This is a genomic window from Bacillus sp. FSL R9-9410, from assembly GCF_038050385.1.
Classification (GTDB): domain Bacteria; phylum Bacillota; class Bacilli; order Bacillales; family Bacillaceae_G; genus Bacillus_A; species Bacillus_A cereus_U.
Genome location: NZ_JBBOTV010000003.1, coordinates 1 through 20,386 on the forward strand (window position 1 = coordinate 1; position 20,386 = coordinate 20,386).

Below are 20,386 nucleotides of genomic sequence, written 5' to 3' on the forward strand. Positions count from 1 at the left end.
ACTCCTGTTCTCTTAAAATTTTGAAAGTATTGTCTCATAAAATATAGCGACCCCTATAAGGGGTTACCATATCATTTTAAGAAAATTGTACGCTAAGGAATTTATAAAGGTTGTCGAGACTTAATAAACGTTTATAAATGCTTTTTGATATGTTTATTAACGTGATAAACTTTGATTTTATAAAGATTAAAGTTATGTCCTTAAGGGTATACCTTTATAAACGTTTTGTGAGCTGAATTCTCATAAATAACTGTATAAAAATAAAGTACTCGTTTGGTGGATTTGATTTCATTAGGTTGATAGTTATGCGATAATTAAGAATCTTAGCTTGATATTGATGTGGCGGTACCTCTATTATTGTTAGAACTATATTACTGGATATGAAAAGTAAAAGTTGAATTTATTAGGTGTTATTAAGATCTTGTGCTCGTAATAACATTAGCAGTAGAAAATATTTCTCAATAATAAAATGAAGCGAAATATATGAAGGAATAGAATAGATTAGTTTATAATAGGTGTTAATTGATTAATATAATTAATTATTAATTTAACTATATTAAATGAAAAGGAGAGAGTGTAATGGCGAATGTACTCATAATAAATTTTCCTGGAGAAGGTCATATTAATCCGACGTTAGCTATTGTTAGTGAGTTAATTCAGCGTGGAGAAACAGTTGTTGCATATTGTATTGAGGATTATAGAAAGAAGATTGAAGCAACAGGTGCGGAATTTCGAGCATTTGAGAATTTTCTTTCTCAAATTAATATTATGGAACGAGTAAATGAAGAAGGTAGTCCTGTTCTGATGCTATCACATATGATGGAAGCATCAGAACGTATTGTTAATCAAATTATAGAAGAAACAAAAGGAGAAAAGTACGATTACATGATTTATGATAATCATTTTCCTGTAGGACGCATTATAGCGAATATCCTTAAATTACCTAATATTTCTTCTTGTACAACTTTTGCTTATAATCAGTATATTATATTTAATGATGAACAAGAATCGAGACAAATAGATGAAAATGATCCACTATACCAATCGTGTTTAGCTGGAATGGAACAATGGAAAGAGCGATATGGAATGGAATGTAATAGTCTATATGATATTATGAATCATCCCGGAGATATTACGATTGTATATACTTCTAAAGAGTATCAGCCGTATTCGGATGTATTTGATGAATCGTATAAATTTGTCGGTCCATCAATTGCCACTCGTAAAGAGATAGGCAGTTTTCCTATTGAAGATTTAAAGAACGAAAAAGTTGTTTTCATTTCTATGGGAACAGTTTTTAATGAGCAACCAGAGTTATATGAGAAATGTTTTGAAGCTTTTAAAGATATAGATGCGACTGTTATATTAGTTGTTGGAAAAAAAATAAATATAAATCAATTTGAGGATATTCCGTATAATTTTAAAGTGTATAATTATGTCCCGCAATTAGAAGTATTGAAATATACTGATGTATTTGTTACACATGGCGGTATGAATAGCTCAAGTGAAGCATTATATTATGGTGTTCCGTTAGTTGTAGTTCCAGTGACAGGGGATCAACCTTTAGTTGCAAAACGAGTAGCCGCAGTAGGGGCTGGAATAAGACTGAATCGTAAAGAATTAACGCCGGAGTTGTTACGTGAAGCTGTAAAGAAAGTAATGGATGATGTAACATTTAAGGAGAAGAGTCGTAAAGTTGGAGAGTCGCTTCGAGATGCTGGAGGGTATAAAAAAGCTATTGAAGAAATTGAGCAATTTATGTCTAATTACCAGCCTTTAAAATAATATAAATTTCAATCTAAGATGATAACTAGAAATCTACTCTAATTAAAATATATTGAAATGGAGAGATTCTTTATGTCAAAAGCGCTAGTTATAAATTTTCCAGCTGAAGGTCACATTAATCCTACAATTGGAGTTGTTAAAGAATTAGTAAATAGAGGAGAAGAGGTTATTTATTATTGTGAAGAAGAATATCGATATAAACTACAAAATATAGATGTTCAATTTCGTAATTATGGGGGAATGTTAGAAGAAATTAATTTTAAAAATAGAATGAAAGATATGTTTAATCCGTTACAAATGATATATAGATTTTTAAGAACAACAGAGAAAGCAATTCCCTTTTTATTAGAGAGCGTCAATCGTGAAAAATTTGATTATATGATTTATGATCAGCATTTCATTTTAGGCAGGATTTTAGCTGAAATATTAACTATACCTACAGTTGCATCTTGTACAACATTTGCAATGACTAAAGAGATGTTGGAAGGTATGAAAGAAAAATTTAAAGAAATAGATGTGAATTCTACTTTGTATAAAGAGTGTAGTACGATTATGAATAGAATAAGCAATCGGTATAGCGTAAAAATTCATTCATTAGAACAACTTTTTCACTATGAAAGTGATATGATTTTAGTCTTCACTTCAAAATATTTCCAACCACATTCGGATTCTTTTAATGATCATGTAAAATTTATAGGACCTTCTATAATTACTCGAAATGAAGAAATGAATTTTCCGTTATATAAGTTAGAAGGAAAATCAGTTATATATATTTCAATGGGAACAGAGTTGAATAAACAATTTGAATTATATGAAAAGTGCTTGCAGGCATTTAAAGATTTTAATGGGATTGTTGTAATTTCAATAGGTAAAGAAATTGGTATAATGGAATTTTCTAACATACCTTCTCATTTTATTATTCGTCCTTATGTGCCCCAACTAGAAATCTTAAAATATGCAGATGTATTCATTACGCATGGAGGTATGAATAGTGTAAGTGAAGGATTATATCATGATACACCACTTGTTATTTTACCAATTACTAATGATCAACCTTTTGTAGCAAAAAGAGCAGAAGAATTAAAAGCTGGTATAGTTTTAAATCATAAAAGTGTTACAGTAGCCGAATTAAAAGAAGCTGTAAATACATTATTAAATAATTTTTCATATAAAGAGGCGAGTAAATTTATTGGCCGAAGTTTACGAGAACCTGGAGGAAATAAAAGGGCAGTGGATGAAATATTTAATTTGAAAAATAAAACATATATCATTAAGTAATTAACGATATATATAGTTCTATTATAAAGTTTGAGTATGCTTAAATCACTCCCATAAAAATTTCTACATTTTATGCGATTTTAAATAAGGTAGTACGTACATTTTAACGTTTTTATATGCTAAGGGATTCTTAAAAATCAATAATACGATTTGAATTAAGATTTTGATTTAAAGATGAGTTTTGAAAATCTATTTAAGCACTTTTCAGCATCTTTTACATTGAAGTGCACTTATCTCAAATATCTACGTTTTTGAGATTGGTAATATCGCTTAAAGTAGTAAAATTAACATTTTCTTATGTCGGATTTTGCTTAGCGTATATTGTTGCTAAAATGTGGCGGTACGCCTAATGTTACGAATTATTTTTGATACAGTATTTTGTTACAACTAATTCAATCGTTAGGATATTTCATATTTTTAAATACAAAAGTTAACTTAGCACAAATAGGTACTTATAGGGATACTGCCACATCGCTATCAACTTAAGAAATTGATAGTTCCCCAAAATAAAGAAAATTTTCGTTTTGGGAACACTCAAAATATTAGCTTGATGGGCATGTGGCGAGACTCCTAAAACACTTATAAAATTTCACATCTAAAAAATGAAAATATGCATATTTTTAAATTAAATAATAAAATTGTAAATATATAGGTTACAATGGATGTGTAGACACTCTCCGAGTCTCCTAAGTATCTATTTTTCGATACGAAGTCTCTTTATAGACTTCGTTTTTTTTTATAAAATATTGAATTTATCTAAAATCCCCTGATACCCTCAGAATCAACAACAAAGATATACATTCAAAACACTGTAAATAAAGAAATTGGAACATCTGTAAAAAAAATAGATCCAAACTAATTTTTTATATAAATACGATTATGATAGCTGTATACAAAATTAAACAAACTACTTATTAACGTGACAATATTTACATAAAATGAACATGTTTTCATACTAGAGAATGAGAATTAGTCTCTAATAGTATGAATATGTTATATAAATGCGTCATTTTCTATTTAAAAGAGGATAGCTACACTATAAATTTTCATAAAATGTTCAAAATATATAATGGAGTTGATACAGTGAATCTATTAAAAAAGGATATAAATAAGGTCGAAGAAATATGCTTGGAATTTGGTGTAAGTTTGGAGCTTATAGAAACTGTTATTAGTAAATTGGGGTTTCAACAATGGCCTAAAAATAGTGAAGATAACCTGAGAATGCTGTATCAGTCATGGTGCAGAAATGTTCCACAAGATAATGTACATAAAAGGATTTATTTTGGAAATCAAATGTCAGGTCCGTTACCAATTGGAAATCCTTCAGAATTCTTTTCGAATTTTTTAGAACATTCAACGGGAGGAACATGTTGGGGACATTCAATAGGTTTATATAGTCTGATAAAAATTTTGGGATATGATGTACGTGCTGCGGCAGGATCGATAGTAGGGCTTACTCCACCGGAAAATGGTCCAAGTCATGGCACGGTCATTGTTACAATTGAAGAACGACAATATTTGGTAGACGGAATTTTAATGATTGAAGATATTGTCCCTTTATCCCAAGAACGTCCTTCAATCGGAGGACATATACCTTTTACAATCAAGGTATATCCGAATTTTAATGATTTGTGGGATATTGTATTTCGAACGGGTCACAGTGAGAAAGAAATTACCTGTAGGTTAGAGATTGATAATGTCGAATTTTCATATTTACAGGAGCGTTGGGAAAATACTCGAAACTATAGCCCATTTAATAGTAGTTTATTTATTCGTAAAAACATTGGGAAAAAGGCTGTTACACTAGGTCGAAATAAACTTTTTCATTTAAATGAAGATGGTAATATTACAGTTGAGGAGATAGTAACGAATCAGGAAAAGAAACGAATTTTAATTAACATATTTGATTTGAGTGAGAAAATTGTTAATGCAATACCGTTGGATGACCTTTAAAAAAATTGGACTTGTCAACATTTACTGAACACGAAGGGTTCTGTTGCAAATGTTTAGCTTACTCTTTAAAATTTTACAACAGAGTCATAAATATTGGTTTGGGACTTATATTTAAAGGTAAAGCATCCAAAACGGTTGCTTTTTTCTTTGTTGTATAGAAATTACACAATAGACGTATTTAGAGGTTACTTTAGGCATAATGAATGCCAAGCATCATATAATTATACAGAAAGGCTTTTCTGACATACAACTAGTACCCCTACACTTTATGTGGCACCTGAATAAGGTGCCTATTTTATTGAACCTTTTGATAAGGACAAGCATATATTGAAATGTAGGACAATCAACGTGTTCTATTTAATTCTCAGTTAACGCTTCTTTTCCCATTAAGAGCATCTCCTGCTATGGATGCTCTCTTTTTATTGAAAAAATTGGACACTTGAATGTGGTTATAAACATGTAATAGCGATTATCGTAGGCCTACTGTGATTGGTTTAGCGTCTTATTTGTTGTTAAGGAAAGATAAGCGATATTAAAGTGTGTATGGGAGAAATGGAGATTTAATGAAATGGCTATAAATGCTGTAAGAAGATTTTTTAGAACGAAATGTCATATATATTAAAAACAAATCAACTTACAAAATCGTTCGAAGGAAGAGAGGTTGTTTCCGGGGTTAATATGCATGTGAAAAAAGGAGAGATCTACGGGTTTTTAGGACCGAACGGCGCTGGTAAAAATTGTAAGTTTAGACGCAAAATAACCGGTTCCCTGTACATTAAGGAAACGGTTATTTATTTTACAGTTATTAAGCTTTTTTTCTATGAGGGTTATTTTTATGACTGAGGTATTTATACCTCGGTCATAAAAATAAAGACTTAATTGCCTTACTGGGCGGACATAAGGGATAATTATCTTACAAAAATGTAATGTATACTTAATTAAGTACGATAGTTATTCCTTTTTGTATCATATATAATAAAATCAGAAAGGGAATTTAACAAATACTTGCTATTTCGATATAAAAATAGCTATATTTAGTCAGTAAGGAGATAATGAAATATGAATGTTATACATATTAGCTTTGGCGATTCTGCATATAGAAATTTAAAAAGCGTTTTTCATAAAAGTAATCAACACCAAAACGAACAAATCATTTGTATGAACGAGGACTTTTCAATAGGCCCTATTTATAAATTAGAGTCAAATGAAGGAATGCAAGAAAGAAAACAATGGCTGAAAGAAATGTTAACCAAAACAGGCCCAGGCCCAGTCTCAGATAAAGATTATTTAGATTGGATTGAAACAATTCTTAAAAAAAATTCACCAATTGCAACAGACGTTCCAAATGATAGTAAAGTAATCTTATGGCACGGTAACAACACATCTGATGAAATCGGTTTGAGATTTGTAGCATTTTTACTCCAAAATAAAAATATTCGATTCGAAGAAGTGAATGTTACAGAGTACAGTCATCATATAGAATACAAGGTGCGTGATTTGCAAAACAAAGAAATTCCATATGTGATAAAGGGTTTAGGTGAAATGCCGCCAAAACTGATTCTAGATGCTCTTCAAATGAAAAAAAACATGTCCCATCTAACAATTGAAAGTTTAATAAGTGATTGGGAAAAATGGTCTCAAACGAAAGATGTATTAAGAATATTATTAAATGGGAAAATAGTAGCTGTACCTGAGGATTATTATGATGCATCTATTTTAGAAAATACATCAAAGGAATATCAAAAAGTATCTCGTATCGTTGGGGAAGTCATGGGAGAAAGTAATCCATGTATAGGAGATACATATTTAGCTTTTCGAGTATATCAATTGATTCAACAAGGAAAATTAAGTTACCAAGGAGATTTAGGATTTTTAATGCAATTTGAGATTCGATTACCTTAAATAATGTAAAATTTTCAAATTCACATTTTATTGGATTATCTTTTCATTATTAAGCGGAAATAAATTTATATCTATATGATTAAAAAAGCGCTATTCTTTTTGTAGAAATATACAGAAAGGATGGCGTTTTTGTATGTCTATTTCTGTATCTGACGAACTACAACTATTCGCACAGGAGATTCAGAGTCTTTTATCCCCAAATACCTTACAGAATCTAGCTAGAGATGTTGGGTTTGTACAGCGAGCAAGTAAGTATCGAGCACAAGATTTAATAGCTTTATGTGTATGGATAAGCCAAAGTGTAGCAAAAACGCCCTTAACCCAATTATGTAGTTATTTAGAAGCATCAACAGAAGTGCTCATCAGTTCCGAAGGACTAAATCAACGATTTAACGCTGCAGCCGTGCAGTTTCTACAACAAGTATTAGCCAAACTTCTCAACCAAAAGTTATCTTCAGCTAAGCTGCTCTCTTCTCCGTACACTTCTATTTTCAAGCGTATTCGTATTTTAGATTCAACTGCATTTCAACTTCCAGATCCCTTTTCATTCGTTTATCCAGGTGCAGGAGGATGCAGCCATACAGCGGGAGTAAAGATTCAGCTTGAGTATGATTTATTAAGTGGACAGTTCCTTCATATTCATACAGGTCCAGGTAAACAACATGATCGAACCTACGGTTCCCTGTGTGCCCCAACCGTAACAGCGAATGATTTATGTATCCGAGATTTAGGTTATTTTCATTTGTCCTGTTGATGGAGCAATTGTGAAACTACAAATAAAGAACCGATGACTTGGAATGAAATTCAAGCTTCAATAAAATAGTTACTAACTCATGAAAAATGTAAAGGAAACATGAAAAAAGTTATCACAAATGAGTTCTGCCCCGCTTCAATTTTCGAAGCGGGGCAGAACTCATTTGTGATATAGGCCAATAGCGTCAGTAATACTAGAAAGTCCATCTTTTTCTAGTAAATTTAAAATTTCTTGGTTAATTTGTTTTGCAACAGAGGGGCCTCGATAAATCATACTAGTATAGAGCTGTACGAGCGAAGCACCAAATTTAATTTTTTCATATGCATCTTCTCCAGTAAAAACACCACCGGATCCAATGATAGGTAATTTCCCTTGAGTTTGTTGATAGACTTTAGAAATAATTTCTGTAGAACGTGAGTTTAATGGTTTACCACTTAAACCACCACTTTGTTCTTGATATTTAGAAGTTAGATTAGTACGAGAAATAGTTGTATTTGCAGCAATAACTGCATCAACTTTTACTTCTAAAATTATTGAAATAACTCCTTCAAGTTGTTCTGGAGTTAAGTCGGGAGCAATCTTTAAAACAATAGGACGATATTGACTATGTTTTTTACATAATTCATCACGTTTAGTTAAAATAGAAGTTAATAATGGCTTTAAATTATCGACATATTGTAAATCTCTTAATCCTTCAGTGTTTGGAGAGCTAATATTAATGACAAAATAGTCGCCATGAGTATAGAGTGTTTCCAGTCCTTTTTGATAGTCCAAATTGGCGTCTTGGTTTGGAGTATCTTTGTTTTTTCCTAAATTAATTCCTAGAGGTATAGCTGGACGTGGTAAAGTCATAAAGTTTTGCTTTGCTTTATTTAATCCCTCACTATTAAACCCCATACGGTTAATAAGTGCTGTGTCCTCGGGTAAACGATATAGGCGAGGTTTAGGATTTCCAGGCTGAGGGTTAGGTGTAATAGAACCTACTTCAACTGAGCCAAAACCAAGGGATGCAAGAGCTGGATATACATCAGCAAACTTATCAAAACCAGCTGCTAAACCAATGGGATTAGGAAATTTAATATCTAGTAATTTACATTCTAATCTAGAATCATTCAAGCTCATATTTGTATTGTATAAATCTCTAGCAAATGAAAATGATTGCATAACCTTTAGAGCTTGAATAGTTCGTGTATGAGCTTTTTCAGGGTCCATCTTAAATAATAACTTGCGGATATTTGCATACATGGTTAGAATCTTCCCTTCAAATTATTAAAGTTAAAAGAATGCTAAAAACTCCTTATCTAAAATGAACAATGTAAAGTATTCTAGGTAATAATTTATAACTAGAATTTTTGGATGAGTATAACACCTATAATTACTAAAATAGCGCCAAGAATACGTGGTAAGGATAACAGATGTATAGGAACATTAATTAAACCAAAATGATCTATTAATACAGATGCAACAATTTGACCAGCGAGCACCAAAGCTACGGTTGTTCCCGCTCCAATTCTTGGAATAAGAATAATGGTAGCTAGTACATAAAAAGCTCCTAAAACGCCTCCAGTCCACACCCACCATGGTGCAGATGCAATACCTTTATTAAAACTAAAACCAGCTTTAAATAATGAAACGGTGAATAAAGTGATTGCACCAACTATAAAAGAAATAGTTGCAGCAACAAGAGGTGAACCTACAACAGTACGAAGTTGTGCATTAATACTGAATTGAATCGGTAAAGCAAGTCCAGCCAAAAAGGCAAATATTAAAAATAAAATCCACATAATAAAATATCTCCCATTGATATAGAATTGTTAAAAATAAAAATATATATAATAATATTTTAAAAACTAATCGTATTTTATGAATATAGCGAGCTCGCCTCACCCATTATATTCCATAGGTAAATGTTATTCAAATGTTTTTTAAGTTGTATTTTCAGACATAAGAGTTTTTTCTTAATATTTTTATAAAAAAATAAAAAAGAAATTTGATATAATTTTTTTGTTATGATTATTAATGGTAGTGACATAGAAATATATTTTGGAAATGAGGAGTCGAAATCATGAATTCAATATGTGTATTTTGTGGATCGAATTATGGAGAAAGTGAAGAGTATAAAAAAGCAGCTGAAAAATTAGGAGAATTTTTAGGTGAAAAAAATACCACATTAATTTATGGTGGAGGTAAAGTGGGATTAATGGGGAGTGTAGCAAATTCTGCCTTACAAGCTGGTGGAAATGTAGTAGGCATTATTCCTGAGTTTTTACGAGATAAAGAAATTGCACATCAAGGACTTACTGATTTAATAGTTGTGGATTCTATGCATTCGCGTAAACAAAAGATGAATGAAATGGCTGATGGATTTATTGTATTGCCTGGTGGATACGGAACCTATGAAGAAATGTTTGAAGTTTTATCTTGGGGACAAATTGGTATACATAAAAAACCAGTTGGGTTACTTAATGTAGACGGTTTCTTTGATCCCTTAATTAATATGTTACAACATACAGTTGATAGAGGATTTGCAAGACCAGAAAATCTTAATCTAATTCTATCTTCAACAAATATAGAGAAACTTTTTGCACAAATGAAAGATTATAACCATGTTATTGTAAATAAATGGGTTGAATAAAAAGATTAATAGTATAATTTGTAATAAATAGAGAGGGAATCTTATAATAAGTTCCCTCTTTTTTTCTGCTTAAAACAAAAAAATTGGATATGGATATGATATCTCCTGTATTTAATAACTACAAGATGATGAAACTGAAAAGTTTGATAATGATAAAATTTTCTAATAAAATTTTATCAAGTTTTTTTCTGGTGATAATAGTTTACAAATATAAGACTATTTAAGTTCTCCAGTAGATATTATTAAAATTCAAACCATACTTTTAATAAAGAAAAGATGTGTATTCATGATAGTGTTAGGGATTTTAAAGAATTAACGGAAATGAAATGTATGAAATCTGAAGTGCGATGTCAGACAATTACTTTTTTGTAAAAAAATAATAAATTTTACCATATATTATTGAATAATTATTTTTGGTTTGATATATTATTAATCATTAGAAGTTTGGAAATTCTCAGACTATTAAAATCTGATTAATATTATAAGTTAATTGATTGTAATAGAATGGACGAATTGCATCATTTCTAAAGTACAGGTTATACATTTTTGGTTTTATCAGTGGGATATATAAGAGATTAGGGAGGGAAATCTGTGTTATCTGCATTAAAGGTAGTGCCAATCGAACAAATATTTTTACATGAAGAATATGAAGTAGAGAGATTAAAATCAATTTGTAAAAAAATTAAAGATGAGCAAAAATTAAAGAATCCACCTATTGCTTTTCAAATAAGTAAGGACAAGTATTTAATACTTGATGGTGCACATAGAACATCGTCTCTACAATCCTTAAATTGCAAAAGAATGGTTGTTCAAGTAGTGAAATCAGAATTGATATCTATTGATTCGTGGGCGCACTATATTCCAAATGACAGAAATTTCATTGCAGATTTTAAAAAAAATACTAATTTATATTGGAGCGATGTTCCTATTCAGGAACATAATTATTTAGCAATCGTTACAATTGATGGGAATAATCATTATGTTTATTCCAAGCTTATGAATCAATTAGATTTATTTTCAATGGTAGACACATGGAAACAAATTGTAAATGTATATACAGATAAATATCAATTTCAACGTATTTCTAATAATGAGTTAAAAGAAGATGGAATTGTTATTCGTTACCCATCTTTAAGTTTAAAACAAATCGCTCAGGTTGTTGATGAAGGTATTTTACTTCCTGCTGGTGTTACGAAGTTTACAATAAATTGTGGACGTTTTTTAAATTTAAATGTACCTTTAAGCTTCATAATCCGTGAGGATTATGTAGAAGAAGATTGGCAAGAGATGCTAAAACTATGGAGAGAGTCCATTAGATTATATACAGATCCAATCTATTTATGTGAAATTTAAATAAGTATTAATTAGTTTTTAAAAACTCAATATTCTTAATTTTGGAGGTATACAGAAAATGGTGTATAGAGAAAGAATTAATGATAATCGAAAAGTATATTTAAATGGTGAATTAGTTAAAGATGTAACAAAACATTCAGCGTTTTCAGGTGCAATTCATTGTGTGGAAGAGTATTATAGTTTGCAAAATGAAAAACCAGAAGAGCATAGTTTTGTAGATAAGGATGGTCAACGATGCTCAATTAGTTTGCTAATTCCGAGAAGCATAAAAGATTTAGAACGAAAAAGAAAGGCTTACAAAGAAATAGCTGATATCTCTTATGGGATGCTTGGTAGAACACCAGACTTTATTAATGCAGCAGTAGCTACACTATCAGCTCATGCTAACTTCTTTGGAAGAGATGAAAATGCAAATTATACTCAAAATGCAGAAGAATATTATAAACATGTAAAAGCAAATAATTTATTTATAGCACATGGATCAATTAATCCACAGATTGACCGTTCAAAAGCTTTAGGTGCACAAGAACATGATTTTGCAGGTGTACATGTGGTGAGTTATGACGCATCAGGAATTGTGGTTAAAGGTGCAAAAATGATTGTTACATTAGCTCCAATTGCAGATGAACTCCTAATTTTTAATATGCCGGGCCTTAAGGCAGGAGATGAAGATTATGCTGTAGCATTTACTCTACCTGTGAATTCTCCAGGTTTAAAAATAATATGCAGAAAACCTTTGGTCAAAGAAGGCTATGATAAGTTTGATCATCCATTAACAAATCAATTTGATGAAATAGATGCTTATTTATTATTAGATGAAGTATTTATTCCTTGGGATAGAGTTCTAATATTTAGAGATGTAGAAAAATCTAATCAGTTTTATGATAAGACTTTTGCAAGGCACCATACAGGGCATCAAGGAATTGTAAGAGGACTGGCAAAAGCTGAGCTTTTAACTGGCATTGCTATTAAGCTAGCTGAAATGCTAAAACTGAATCAATTTATAAACATTCAAGAAAAATTAGGAGAGTTAACATCCTATGTAGAGTTGTTAAAGGCAAGTATCGTGTTAAGTGAACAAGATGCATATGTGAGTAATGAGGGAGTAATAACACCAAGTATTAATGCAATCCAAGCAATTAGATATAATTTTCCAAAAATGTATGAAAAAATGGTGAAATGCATTCAATCGCTAGCTGCTGGTTCTATGCTTGCGACACCCCATCATGAAGACTTTTTCAATGAAAATGGAGATTACTTAATGACCGCTCTTTCAACAGGTGAATTCGATGCAAAAGAAAGAACAATGCTACTTAACTTAGCATGGGATGCTTCAGGAGATGCTTTCGGACAACGTCAATTAGTATATGAGTACTATCATGCTGGTGACCCAATGCGTATAGCTGCTGGTCATTATTTATCATATGAAAAAGGCAAAATGTACAATATGGTGGAAAGGATATTGAAAAGTGAAACTGATAAAGTGTGCATGTCTCGTTAAAAAAAAAACAATAAATTATTATTAGTAAGAGTACGAGATAATAAACATTGGTATCTACCAGGTGGAAAAATTGAACAAGACGAGAAGGCCAGTGAAACGTTAAGAAGAGAGCTACTTGAGGAGTTAAATATTAAATTAATTCCAGAGAGTATTCAATATTTATATACGGTCACAGGACCAGCTTATAACGAAGAAGCAGTAGTTGATCTTGTATGTTTTTCCGCGGATTGGGAAGGGGAAATTCAACCTAAGGCAGAGATTAGTGAAGTAAGTTGGATTGAATATAAAGATAAAAATTTATTAGCTCCTGCCGTGTTAGAATTAATAAAGAACTGGGATTGACTATGGATATTGAGGTGAACAATTACATTGATTTATAATATAGAACGTTTAGTTAATAAGATGAAACAAAATGGGTTAGATGCAATTATTGCTTCTACAAAAGAAAATATTCGTTATTTTACAGGATTTCAGCCGGTTGTAAAGACATTAAATCCATATTTTGGACAATGTTATTCAGTTATTACAATAGATAATCCTGAAATTGTCCATATTGTACATTCTATTGGGGAAATTGATCAAGTATTAGATGCACGAGTGCAGATAGGAAAAATATATACTTATGGGGTTTTTTATAGAGAACATCAAAATAATGTTCTTCTTTCTGAAGAAGAAGAGCGTCTGAAACTATTATCCAATGTCGATGCGAGCCATTCTAGTGGGATAGAGGCGCTTATTGCCCTTTTAAAAGATATAGACATTGAACATTGTAACATAGGTATAGATGAGGATGGAATGCAATCATATCATATCGATGCTATTAGTAATAATTTCAAAAAAAGTAATGTAGTTTCGGCATCTAATATTTTAAGGCATGTTAGATCAGTAAAAACAAATCATGAAGTTCAGGCATTGGCTAATTCAGCAAGATGTATAGAGAATGCAATTGAAGATGTAGCTACTAATTTATTTGAAGGTATAAGTGAATATGAAATAGCCAATATTTTTAATTGTTCTATTGCTAAAAAAGGAGCATTACCTGTTTTACCAATGATTAAAGTCGGAAGACATGCTGTTGGTGGTCAGCGTAGGCAAAGTAAGGATATTAAATTAATGCCAGGAGACTTAATTTGGTTTGACTGTGATATTGTGTGTGACGGATATTGGGCAGATATTGCGCGAGTTTTATCGTATAAGTATATTAGACCAGAGTATGATAAATTTAATGCACTTTATAAAGGACAATGTATAGCTATGCAAGAAATTCAACCTGGCATGAAGGGATCAGATGTTTTTGACTTAACGATGGATGCAGTGTATAAATCTGGTTTCAAAGAATACAGAAGACATCACGTAGGGCATGGTATAGGGTTGGAACCATATGAACTGCCTATACTTGCTCCAAATAATGAGGATGTAATTGAAGATGGAATGGTCTTATCTGTAGAAACACCATATTATGAGTTTGGATTAGGAGCATTGCACGTAGAGGATCCGGTTTTAATTTCTTCTAGTGGAAATAAAATTCTAACTAGTACTAAAGGGCATATCAAAATCGTGGAGTGATAAATGTATGATTTATGACAATATTACAGAATGCATAGGAAATACACCCGTTGTAGATTTTAAAAGTGATTTGGTACCTTATGGTAAAAAATTATATTTAAAACTAGATTACTTTAATCCCAATTTTAGTGTGAAAGATAGAACGGCTCTTGGATTAGTGAAAGCTGCTATGAAAAATGGGAAGATTCAAAAAGGTGATATTTTAATAGAATCCACTTCAGGAAATTTAGGTAAATCTTTGGCTATGTTGGGGGCCGTTTATGGATTTCAGGTAATCATTGTAGTGGATCCAAAGATTAGTTCTAGCCTATTAAAATGGTATAACGCATATGGTGCTAGGGTTGAAATGGTAAAAACTCCAGATGAAAATGGTGGTTTCCAAAAAGCGAGAATTCAACGTGTAAAAGAGCTCATATTGCAATATCCTAATGCATATTGGACAAATCAATATGATAATCCTGATAATCCTAATTTTCATGCCGAGACTACCGGTAAAGAAATAGTCAATTTACCTATTGATTCTGTTGTAGGTGCAGTAAGTACAGGTGGACATTTGTGCGGAGTTGGCAAATTTATTAAGCAATTTAATCCTGAAATTAATGTTATTGCATGTGATGTACAAGGTTCTGCTGTATTCCAAAATCAATTTAATCCCTATTTAATTAACGGAGTTGGGTTGAGCTGGAGAGGACAAAATACAAATTTAGAAGTTATAGATCAAGTTTGTATAGCAAGTGATCAAGAAGCGATTTCAACTTGTCGTATATTAGCTAAGAAGTATGGAATCATGATAGGCGGTTCTGGAGGATTATCAGTCGTCTCAGCTTTGGCATGGCTTAATAATAGTAATGCAAAGGCAGTTGTGGCCATTATTCCAGATACAGGAATAAATTATTTGGATCAGATTTATGATGATGTTTGGTTAGAGAAAAAAGGCATAATATTATTAGAAGAAGAACAACTTCAACAAAGAATAGATGCTAAGAAGTTTATGAAACCAAACAATTTAGAAAGTGTAACTTTAGTCTAGGAAGTGTAGATGTCAAGTTCGCAGTCTATATTAATTTTGCTGCTTTGGTATATAAATTATAAAAAGAAACAGAAACGAGATTCCAATTATCATAAATATATAAGTGTATCTTCTATTGATAAAAGGGGGTAAATAGTGAAATGAATACTAATAAGAATCAATTTATACAGTTCATTTTCGAGGAGGAAATTCTTAAATTTGGTAATTTTAAATTAAAATCAGGACGTAATAGTCCCTATTTCTTCAATTTTGGTTCATTTGATGATTCAGTTAAATTAGCTAAATTAGGAGAAGCCTATGCCTCTAGTATTATAGAAAATAACATCGAATTTGATGTTATTTTCGGCCCTGCATATAAAGGAATCCCAATCTCCCTATCTGCATCTATGGCTTTATTCTATAAACATGGCTTACGAGTTAATTATGCGTTTAATCGTAAAGAGGCAAAAGACCATGGTGAAGGTGGAAATATTGTTGGGACATCTTTAAAAGGAAGAAAAGTACTTGCAGTAGACGATGTTATTACATCGGGCAGAACAATTAAAGAAACAAAAGAAATTATCGAGAGAGAAGGTGGAGAATTATCCGCATTTCTTGTTGCTCTTGATAGAGAGGAAAAAGCGTTAGAGTCTCAACTGTCAGCCTTAGAAGAGGCATCCGAAAATTATGGTGTAGCAATATATGCAGTAGCTAAAATCTCTGATGTAATGAGTTATATGGAAAAAGAGCATGGTAAAACCTATGTTCATCTTTCTAAAATTCAAGAGTATTTAAATTTATATGGATCAAAAAGCTTAACAACTTATTAATATAAAATATCTATTAAAATAAAAGATGAGTAAACAGGGAGTAATAAGATCCCCTTATAGTAGGGGTCCTGCCGCATCGCCATCAAGTTTAAATTTTATAATGCCCCCAAAACAAAAAATTTGTGTCATTTATAGCAAGGAAGTTCATTTTTATCGTTTTGGGGATACTTCAAAATATTAAGTTGATGGGCATTTGGTGCTACCCCATCACCATCAAGCTAAGGAAAACGAGATACTCCAAAAACGAAAAGCTAACTTCTTATCCAAAAAAGCTAAGAAGTTAGCTTTTTTGGATACTACCGATAATGAGACGTTATGTGAACTAGAAACGAATGTACTATACATAAGTTGAATTGTGTTTCTTCTTCACAAATAAGTGATGTTTAAAGGTATATTAATAAATAGAGAAATATATCCTGGAGGTACATATGGAAAAAAAGATCGGTAATGTCAGAGTAAGAGAAGACTCAGATGGGATAGAAGTTTTAGTATCAAATAAGTATTTGGGTGAATGTATTGAGTATATAAACCAACATCGGATTACTCAGGTAGCTATAATAGACTGCTATTATAAAAGCGAAGACGTGAATTTTTTAAGTGAATGTCCTACCGTTAAAGAAAGATCCTTGGATAGCAATTATTTAAAGGATATTTCGGGTTTATATCATATAAAAAATTTAAAAGCCCTTAGTTTAACTGATTCAACTGTTCTGGATGGAAAAAATGAAATTGACCTAAGGGCATTTTCAAATTTAGAACAGCTCGAAGAATTAGTTCTTACTCAATGTAAAATAAGTTCTCTCACAGGTATAGGAAAGTTAAAAAGCTTAAGGAAATTAGAATTGAATTATTTACGAACATTAAATGATTTAGGAGATTTAGAAGGCTTAAATTATTCTTTACAAAAATTAGAAATTGAGGCGTGTAAAAGTATCGAAAACTTATATAGGATTGGGAATTTAAAGGCACTAGAGTTTTTTATTCTTTGGAATTGTGGTGATATATCTTCCATTGGTTTTGTTAAGGAATTGTACCAATTAAAGCATTTAGCTTTTGGTGGTACCAATATTTTGGATGGGGATCTCAGTCCATGCATAGGAATTGATTATATTCACTTTACGGAGAAGAAACATTACTCGCACAAAAGAAAAGATTTCATAAATAATTAGTAATTTTAACTTCCGCAATCGAGAATTATGTTAATAATACCTCATGATGTGGTAAAATTTAGGTGTTGTATTAATGTGAATATACATGAAGTTTAGAAAAGAAAGAGGAGGATTTTCATGGTCGATAATTATATAAATGAAAAAGATCATCTTTTTTATAAAAAACGTTTTTATAATGTTTTAGCTTCAATTCCTCTTGTAGTTATCTCGCTAATAGTAATATATTTATTGGATTTGGGATTAACTAATTTTGTAACCTTAACTGGCATTGCAGTAATAACTTTATTAATTCAGTTCATTTATTATTATTCAAATTGGAAAAAAATCTCTTAAGTAACTTTTCTAATAGTTTTATGAATAAAAGGTCTCTTCAGAAAATCTGAAGGGACTTTTTGAGATTTCTAGATACATGGACTACTGATAAGTGGTGTTATGTTAATTAACACCACTTATTGTTTTATAATGTGAGGTTTGTAATGAAATAGCCAAATTCATAACCTGTTCTTATTACTCCAGCTCCTAATATTATATATAAAGAATATTTAATAAAAGGGTTCTCTTTTAAGAAGTTTTTTAGATTGTTCATGTTTAATCCTCCATGTTAATATTTATTAATTAAAATATTAACATGGATATGTAGTTATTGATGAATTTAATTTTATTAATAGGGGTATAGACCACATCGCTATCAAGCTAAAAATTTATAGTACCCTCAGAACGAAATTTTGTACTAACTTGTAACAAAAAAGCTTGTTTTTTTGTTTTGTGGGTATTCCAAAATATTAGATTGATGGGCATGGGGCGGTACCACTATAAGCGATATTCAAGGGAAATTGACCATAATATTTATTTTAGGAAAAGTCATCACCTAAATGAGCTGTATCCAAGTCGAATATTATGGGGGAAAATATAGCTTATTACTGTAATATAGGTACATTAAAGTAAAAGAGCCTATTTTGATGGTTAAAATAGGCTCTTTCCTTTTGAATTTTTATTAAGGCTTCATATATGGCATTGGTAAAATTTAAATCTTTTTATAGGATTACTGTTTACTGTTATTATCTATGATTTAAGGTCTCTTCTTCCGCATTGTAAAATAAATAGGGAGACCAATTAAGGTTAAACCTATTCCTGACAGTGCTAGAAGTGTTTGAGTAAATAATGTATTAATAACAATGAATAGCCCACCGATAATGGCGATTATTGGTATTATCGGATATAGTGGAACTTTATAAGGTCGTACAAGTTCTGGCTCTCTTTTTCGTAAAATAAAGACAGCAAGGAATGTCATTGTGTAGAATATCCATATTACAAAGACTAGCATATCTGTTAGAGTGTTAAATCCACCAAAGACCATCATGATAATAGATACAAATAACATAAATAAACCAGAGTTATAAGGGACTTTGCTATGTTTAGTTAATGTAGCAAACCATTTGCTAAATGGTAATTTATTTTCAACTGCCATAGCGTATGGAATTCTCATTCCAGTCATAATGTAACCATTGATTGTTCCAAATACAGAAATTAAAATACCGATTGTAACTAATTTACCACCCATTGCGCCAAAAATAATTGTTGCTACCTCAGAAGCAGGAGTATCAGTCGATGCAAGTGATGTTGCGGACATGACCATAAGAAACGCAATGTTTATAAGTAAGTATATAACCATAACAGCTGATAACCCTAATACAATTGCTTTTGGTAAGTCTGTTTTAGGGTTTTTCATTTCTCCAGCGATATTTCCTACATGAATCCAACCATCATATGCAAACATTGTTGCAAGTAAACCAGATCCAAGTGCAGATATAAACGATTTGTCTGGTCCAGCTTCAATTGGAAAGAGCTGAAAAGTAACATCCCCTTTGTGTAGTAATCCAAAAATGATAATAAGAGCTAGTGGAAGTAACTTACATATAGTAGATGCCATTTGGATTCCACCGGCAGCTTTTGCTCCTAAAAAATTCATAAGAGTTACAAATGTTGCAGTCGCTACAGAAATGCCGATAATCAACATTTTGTGTTCACTAATGTCTAAACCAAATAAACTAACTGTTTGTGTTCCAAAAATGATCGCAAGTGCTGCGATATTAGCAGGAAAGTAGATTACAGTTTGTGCCCATCCAAGTAGGAAAGCTGTTAAGTTTCCATAAGTACGCTTTAAATATGCCATCATTCCACCTGTTTCAGGGATGGCTGCAGATAGTTCTGCAGCAGTCAGACCCGCACATACTGTTAATACCCCACCAATGATCCAGGCAAGTAAGCCTAAACTGGCTGTACCAGTTATCCCATAAAGTGCAGTAGGTTTAAAAAATACCCCGGCTCCTATAACAGTACCAATAACAGTGGTTAATGCTGCAAAGAAACCAATATCCTTTTTTAGTTGTTGCTGTGACATTATAATCACTCCTAGTTGAAAGAATGTATACTTATTTACAAATTTACTATTATAATATGTGATATATTTCACAAATGAAGAATATCATAAGGGAACCTTAGATTCAATTTTATTTGTTACATAAAAATAGAATTTTGAATAAAAAAGTCTACTTTGTGAATTTTTTCACAAATAGATTGACTCATTATTTTGAGTGGTGTTATCTTGTAGGTGCAACAGCAAGACGCAAAACGAATTATATTGCCATAAC

General features: G+C 31.3%; 16 protein-coding genes and 3 pseudogenes. 15 read left to right on the forward strand and 4 right to left on the reverse strand.

Translation table 11 applies throughout. The features are described from left to right. Window positions 1-579: 579 nt before the first annotated feature. From MKX77_RS26815 to MKX77_RS26840, 6 genes and pseudogenes are all read left to right on the forward strand, one after another. Window positions 580-1,785, forward strand: coding sequence for a macrolide family glycosyltransferase (locus tag MKX77_RS26815; protein WP_341308258.1), 1,206 nt, complete (start codon window positions 580-582; stop codon window positions 1,783-1,785). 72 nt (window positions 1,786-1,857) lie between these two features. After that, window positions 1,858-3,063, forward strand: coding sequence for a macrolide family glycosyltransferase (locus tag MKX77_RS26820; protein WP_341308259.1), 1,206 nt, complete (start codon window positions 1,858-1,860; stop codon window positions 3,061-3,063). Window positions 3,064-4,146: 1,083 nt separating this feature from the next. Next, on the forward strand, window positions 4,147-5,016 hold the full coding sequence (locus MKX77_RS26825) for an arylamine N-acetyltransferase (protein WP_341308260.1): 870 nt from the start codon (window positions 4,147-4,149) through the stop codon (window positions 5,014-5,016). 606 nt (window positions 5,017-5,622) lie between these two features. Further along, window positions 5,623-5,751 (forward strand): annotated as a pseudogene (locus MKX77_RS26830) (ABC transporter ATP-binding protein); the annotation flags it as partial. A gap of 324 nt (window positions 5,752-6,075) precedes the next feature. Then, window positions 6,076-6,918: a DUF1835 domain-containing protein gene (locus tag MKX77_RS26835; RefSeq protein ID WP_341308261.1), complete on the forward strand. Its 843-nt coding sequence runs from the start codon at window positions 6,076-6,078 to the stop codon at window positions 6,916-6,918. Between the two features lie 133 nt (window positions 6,919-7,051). Further along, window positions 7,052-7,663 (forward strand): annotated as a pseudogene (locus MKX77_RS26840) (IS4 family transposase); the annotation flags it as partial. A gap of 168 nt (window positions 7,664-7,831) precedes the next feature. On the opposite strand, the gene MKX77_RS26845 reads toward MKX77_RS26840, so the two are convergent. After that, complete coding sequence (locus MKX77_RS26845) at window positions 7,832-8,917, reverse strand: quinone-dependent dihydroorotate dehydrogenase (RefSeq protein WP_341308262.1); 1,086 nt, start codon at window positions 8,915-8,917, stop codon at window positions 7,832-7,834. Window positions 8,918-9,015: 98 nt separating this feature from the next. Then, window positions 9,016-9,456 (reverse strand): DMT family transporter, encoded by a 441-nt coding sequence (locus MKX77_RS26850; RefSeq protein ID WP_000264902.1) that lies wholly within the window; start codon window positions 9,454-9,456, stop codon window positions 9,016-9,018. Window positions 9,457-9,737: 281 nt separating this feature from the next. On the opposite strand from MKX77_RS26850, the gene MKX77_RS26855 reads away from it, so the two are divergent. The 9 genes and pseudogenes from MKX77_RS26855 to MKX77_RS26895 all read left to right on the forward strand — a co-directional run bounded on the left by MKX77_RS26855 (window position 9,738) and on the right by MKX77_RS26895 (window position 18,068). Beyond that, window positions 9,738-10,307, forward strand: a complete 570-nt coding sequence (locus MKX77_RS26855; RefSeq protein ID WP_341308263.1) for an LOG family protein — start codon at window positions 9,738-9,740, stop codon at window positions 10,305-10,307. A gap of 591 nt (window positions 10,308-10,898) precedes the next feature. After that, window positions 10,899-11,660: a hypothetical protein gene (locus MKX77_RS26860; protein WP_341308264.1), complete on the forward strand. Its 762-nt coding sequence runs from the start codon at window positions 10,899-10,901 to the stop codon at window positions 11,658-11,660. A gap of 58 nt (window positions 11,661-11,718) precedes the next feature. Continuing rightward, on the forward strand, window positions 11,719-13,161 hold the full coding sequence (locus MKX77_RS26865) for a 4-hydroxyphenylacetate 3-hydroxylase family protein (protein ID WP_341308265.1): 1,443 nt from the start codon (window positions 11,719-11,721) through the stop codon (window positions 13,159-13,161). 66 nt (window positions 13,162-13,227) lie between these two features. Continuing rightward, window positions 13,228-13,503 (forward strand): annotated as a pseudogene (locus tag MKX77_RS26870) (NUDIX hydrolase); the annotation flags it as partial. A gap of 27 nt (window positions 13,504-13,530) precedes the next feature. Continuing rightward, complete coding sequence (locus MKX77_RS26875; RefSeq protein WP_341308266.1) at window positions 13,531-14,727, forward strand: M24 family metallopeptidase; 1,197 nt, start codon at window positions 13,531-13,533, stop codon at window positions 14,725-14,727. Between the two features lie 7 nt (window positions 14,728-14,734). Continuing rightward, window positions 14,735-15,757, forward strand: coding sequence for a PLP-dependent cysteine synthase family protein (locus MKX77_RS26880; RefSeq protein WP_016102864.1), 1,023 nt, complete (start codon window positions 14,735-14,737; stop codon window positions 15,755-15,757). Window positions 15,758-15,897: 140 nt separating this feature from the next. Continuing rightward, the gene (pyrE, locus tag MKX77_RS26885) at window positions 15,898-16,566 is read left to right on the forward strand and encodes an orotate phosphoribosyltransferase (RefSeq protein ID WP_341308267.1); all 669 of its coding nucleotides are present in this window, start codon (window positions 15,898-15,900) and stop codon (window positions 16,564-16,566) included. Window positions 16,567-16,994: 428 nt separating this feature from the next. Then, on the forward strand, window positions 16,995-17,735 hold the full coding sequence (locus MKX77_RS26890; RefSeq protein ID WP_341308268.1) for a leucine-rich repeat domain-containing protein: 741 nt from the start codon (window positions 16,995-16,997) through the stop codon (window positions 17,733-17,735). A gap of 117 nt (window positions 17,736-17,852) precedes the next feature. Next, window positions 17,853-18,068, forward strand: a complete 216-nt coding sequence (locus MKX77_RS26895; RefSeq protein WP_341308269.1) for a hypothetical protein — start codon at window positions 17,853-17,855, stop codon at window positions 18,066-18,068. A 124-nt stretch (window positions 18,069-18,192) separates the two neighbouring features. Here the strand turns inward: MKX77_RS26895 and MKX77_RS26900 are convergent, their stop codons facing one another. Together MKX77_RS26900 and MKX77_RS26905 are read right to left on the reverse strand one after the other, a co-directional pair. After that, on the reverse strand, window positions 18,193-18,321 hold the full coding sequence (locus MKX77_RS26900) for a hypothetical protein (protein ID WP_001061243.1): 129 nt from the start codon (window positions 18,319-18,321) through the stop codon (window positions 18,193-18,195). A 483-nt stretch (window positions 18,322-18,804) separates the two neighbouring features. After that, on the reverse strand, window positions 18,805-20,136 hold the full coding sequence (locus tag MKX77_RS26905) for an APC family permease (protein ID WP_340804907.1): 1,332 nt from the start codon (window positions 20,134-20,136) through the stop codon (window positions 18,805-18,807). Window positions 20,137-20,386: the final 250 nt, after the last annotated feature.

Coding starts and splice junctions, on each gene's coding strand:
- MKX77_RS26820 (WP_341308259.1), top strand. CDS start 1,858: ATGTCAAAAGCGCTAGTTATAAATTTTCCAGCTGAAGGTCACATTAAT.
- MKX77_RS26900 (WP_001061243.1), bottom strand. CDS start 18,321: ATGAACAATCTAAAAAACTTCTTAAAAGAGAACCCTTTTATTAAATAT.
- MKX77_RS26895 (WP_341308269.1), top strand. CDS start 17,853: ATGGTCGATAATTATATAAATGAAAAAGATCATCTTTTTTATAAAAAA.
- MKX77_RS26815 (WP_341308258.1), top strand. CDS start 580: ATGGCGAATGTACTCATAATAAATTTTCCTGGAGAAGGTCATATTAAT.
- MKX77_RS26845 (WP_341308262.1), bottom strand. CDS start 8,917: ATGTATGCAAATATCCGCAAGTTATTATTTAAGATGGACCCTGAAAAA.
- MKX77_RS26880 (WP_016102864.1), top strand. CDS start 14,735: ATGATTTATGACAATATTACAGAATGCATAGGAAATACACCCGTTGTA.
- pyrE (WP_341308267.1), top strand. CDS start 15,898: ATGAATACTAATAAGAATCAATTTATACAGTTCATTTTCGAGGAGGAA.
- MKX77_RS26890 (WP_341308268.1), top strand. CDS start 16,995: ATGGAAAAAAAGATCGGTAATGTCAGAGTAAGAGAAGACTCAGATGGG.
- MKX77_RS26850 (WP_000264902.1), bottom strand. CDS start 9,456: ATGTGGATTTTATTTTTAATATTTGCCTTTTTGGCTGGACTTGCTTTA.
- MKX77_RS26835 (WP_341308261.1), top strand. CDS start 6,076: ATGAATGTTATACATATTAGCTTTGGCGATTCTGCATATAGAAATTTA.
- MKX77_RS26855 (WP_341308263.1), top strand. CDS start 9,738: ATGAATTCAATATGTGTATTTTGTGGATCGAATTATGGAGAAAGTGAA.
- MKX77_RS26905 (WP_340804907.1), bottom strand. CDS start 20,136: ATGTCACAGCAACAACTAAAAAAGGATATTGGTTTCTTTGCAGCATTA.
- MKX77_RS26865 (WP_341308265.1), top strand. CDS start 11,719: ATGGTGTATAGAGAAAGAATTAATGATAATCGAAAAGTATATTTAAAT.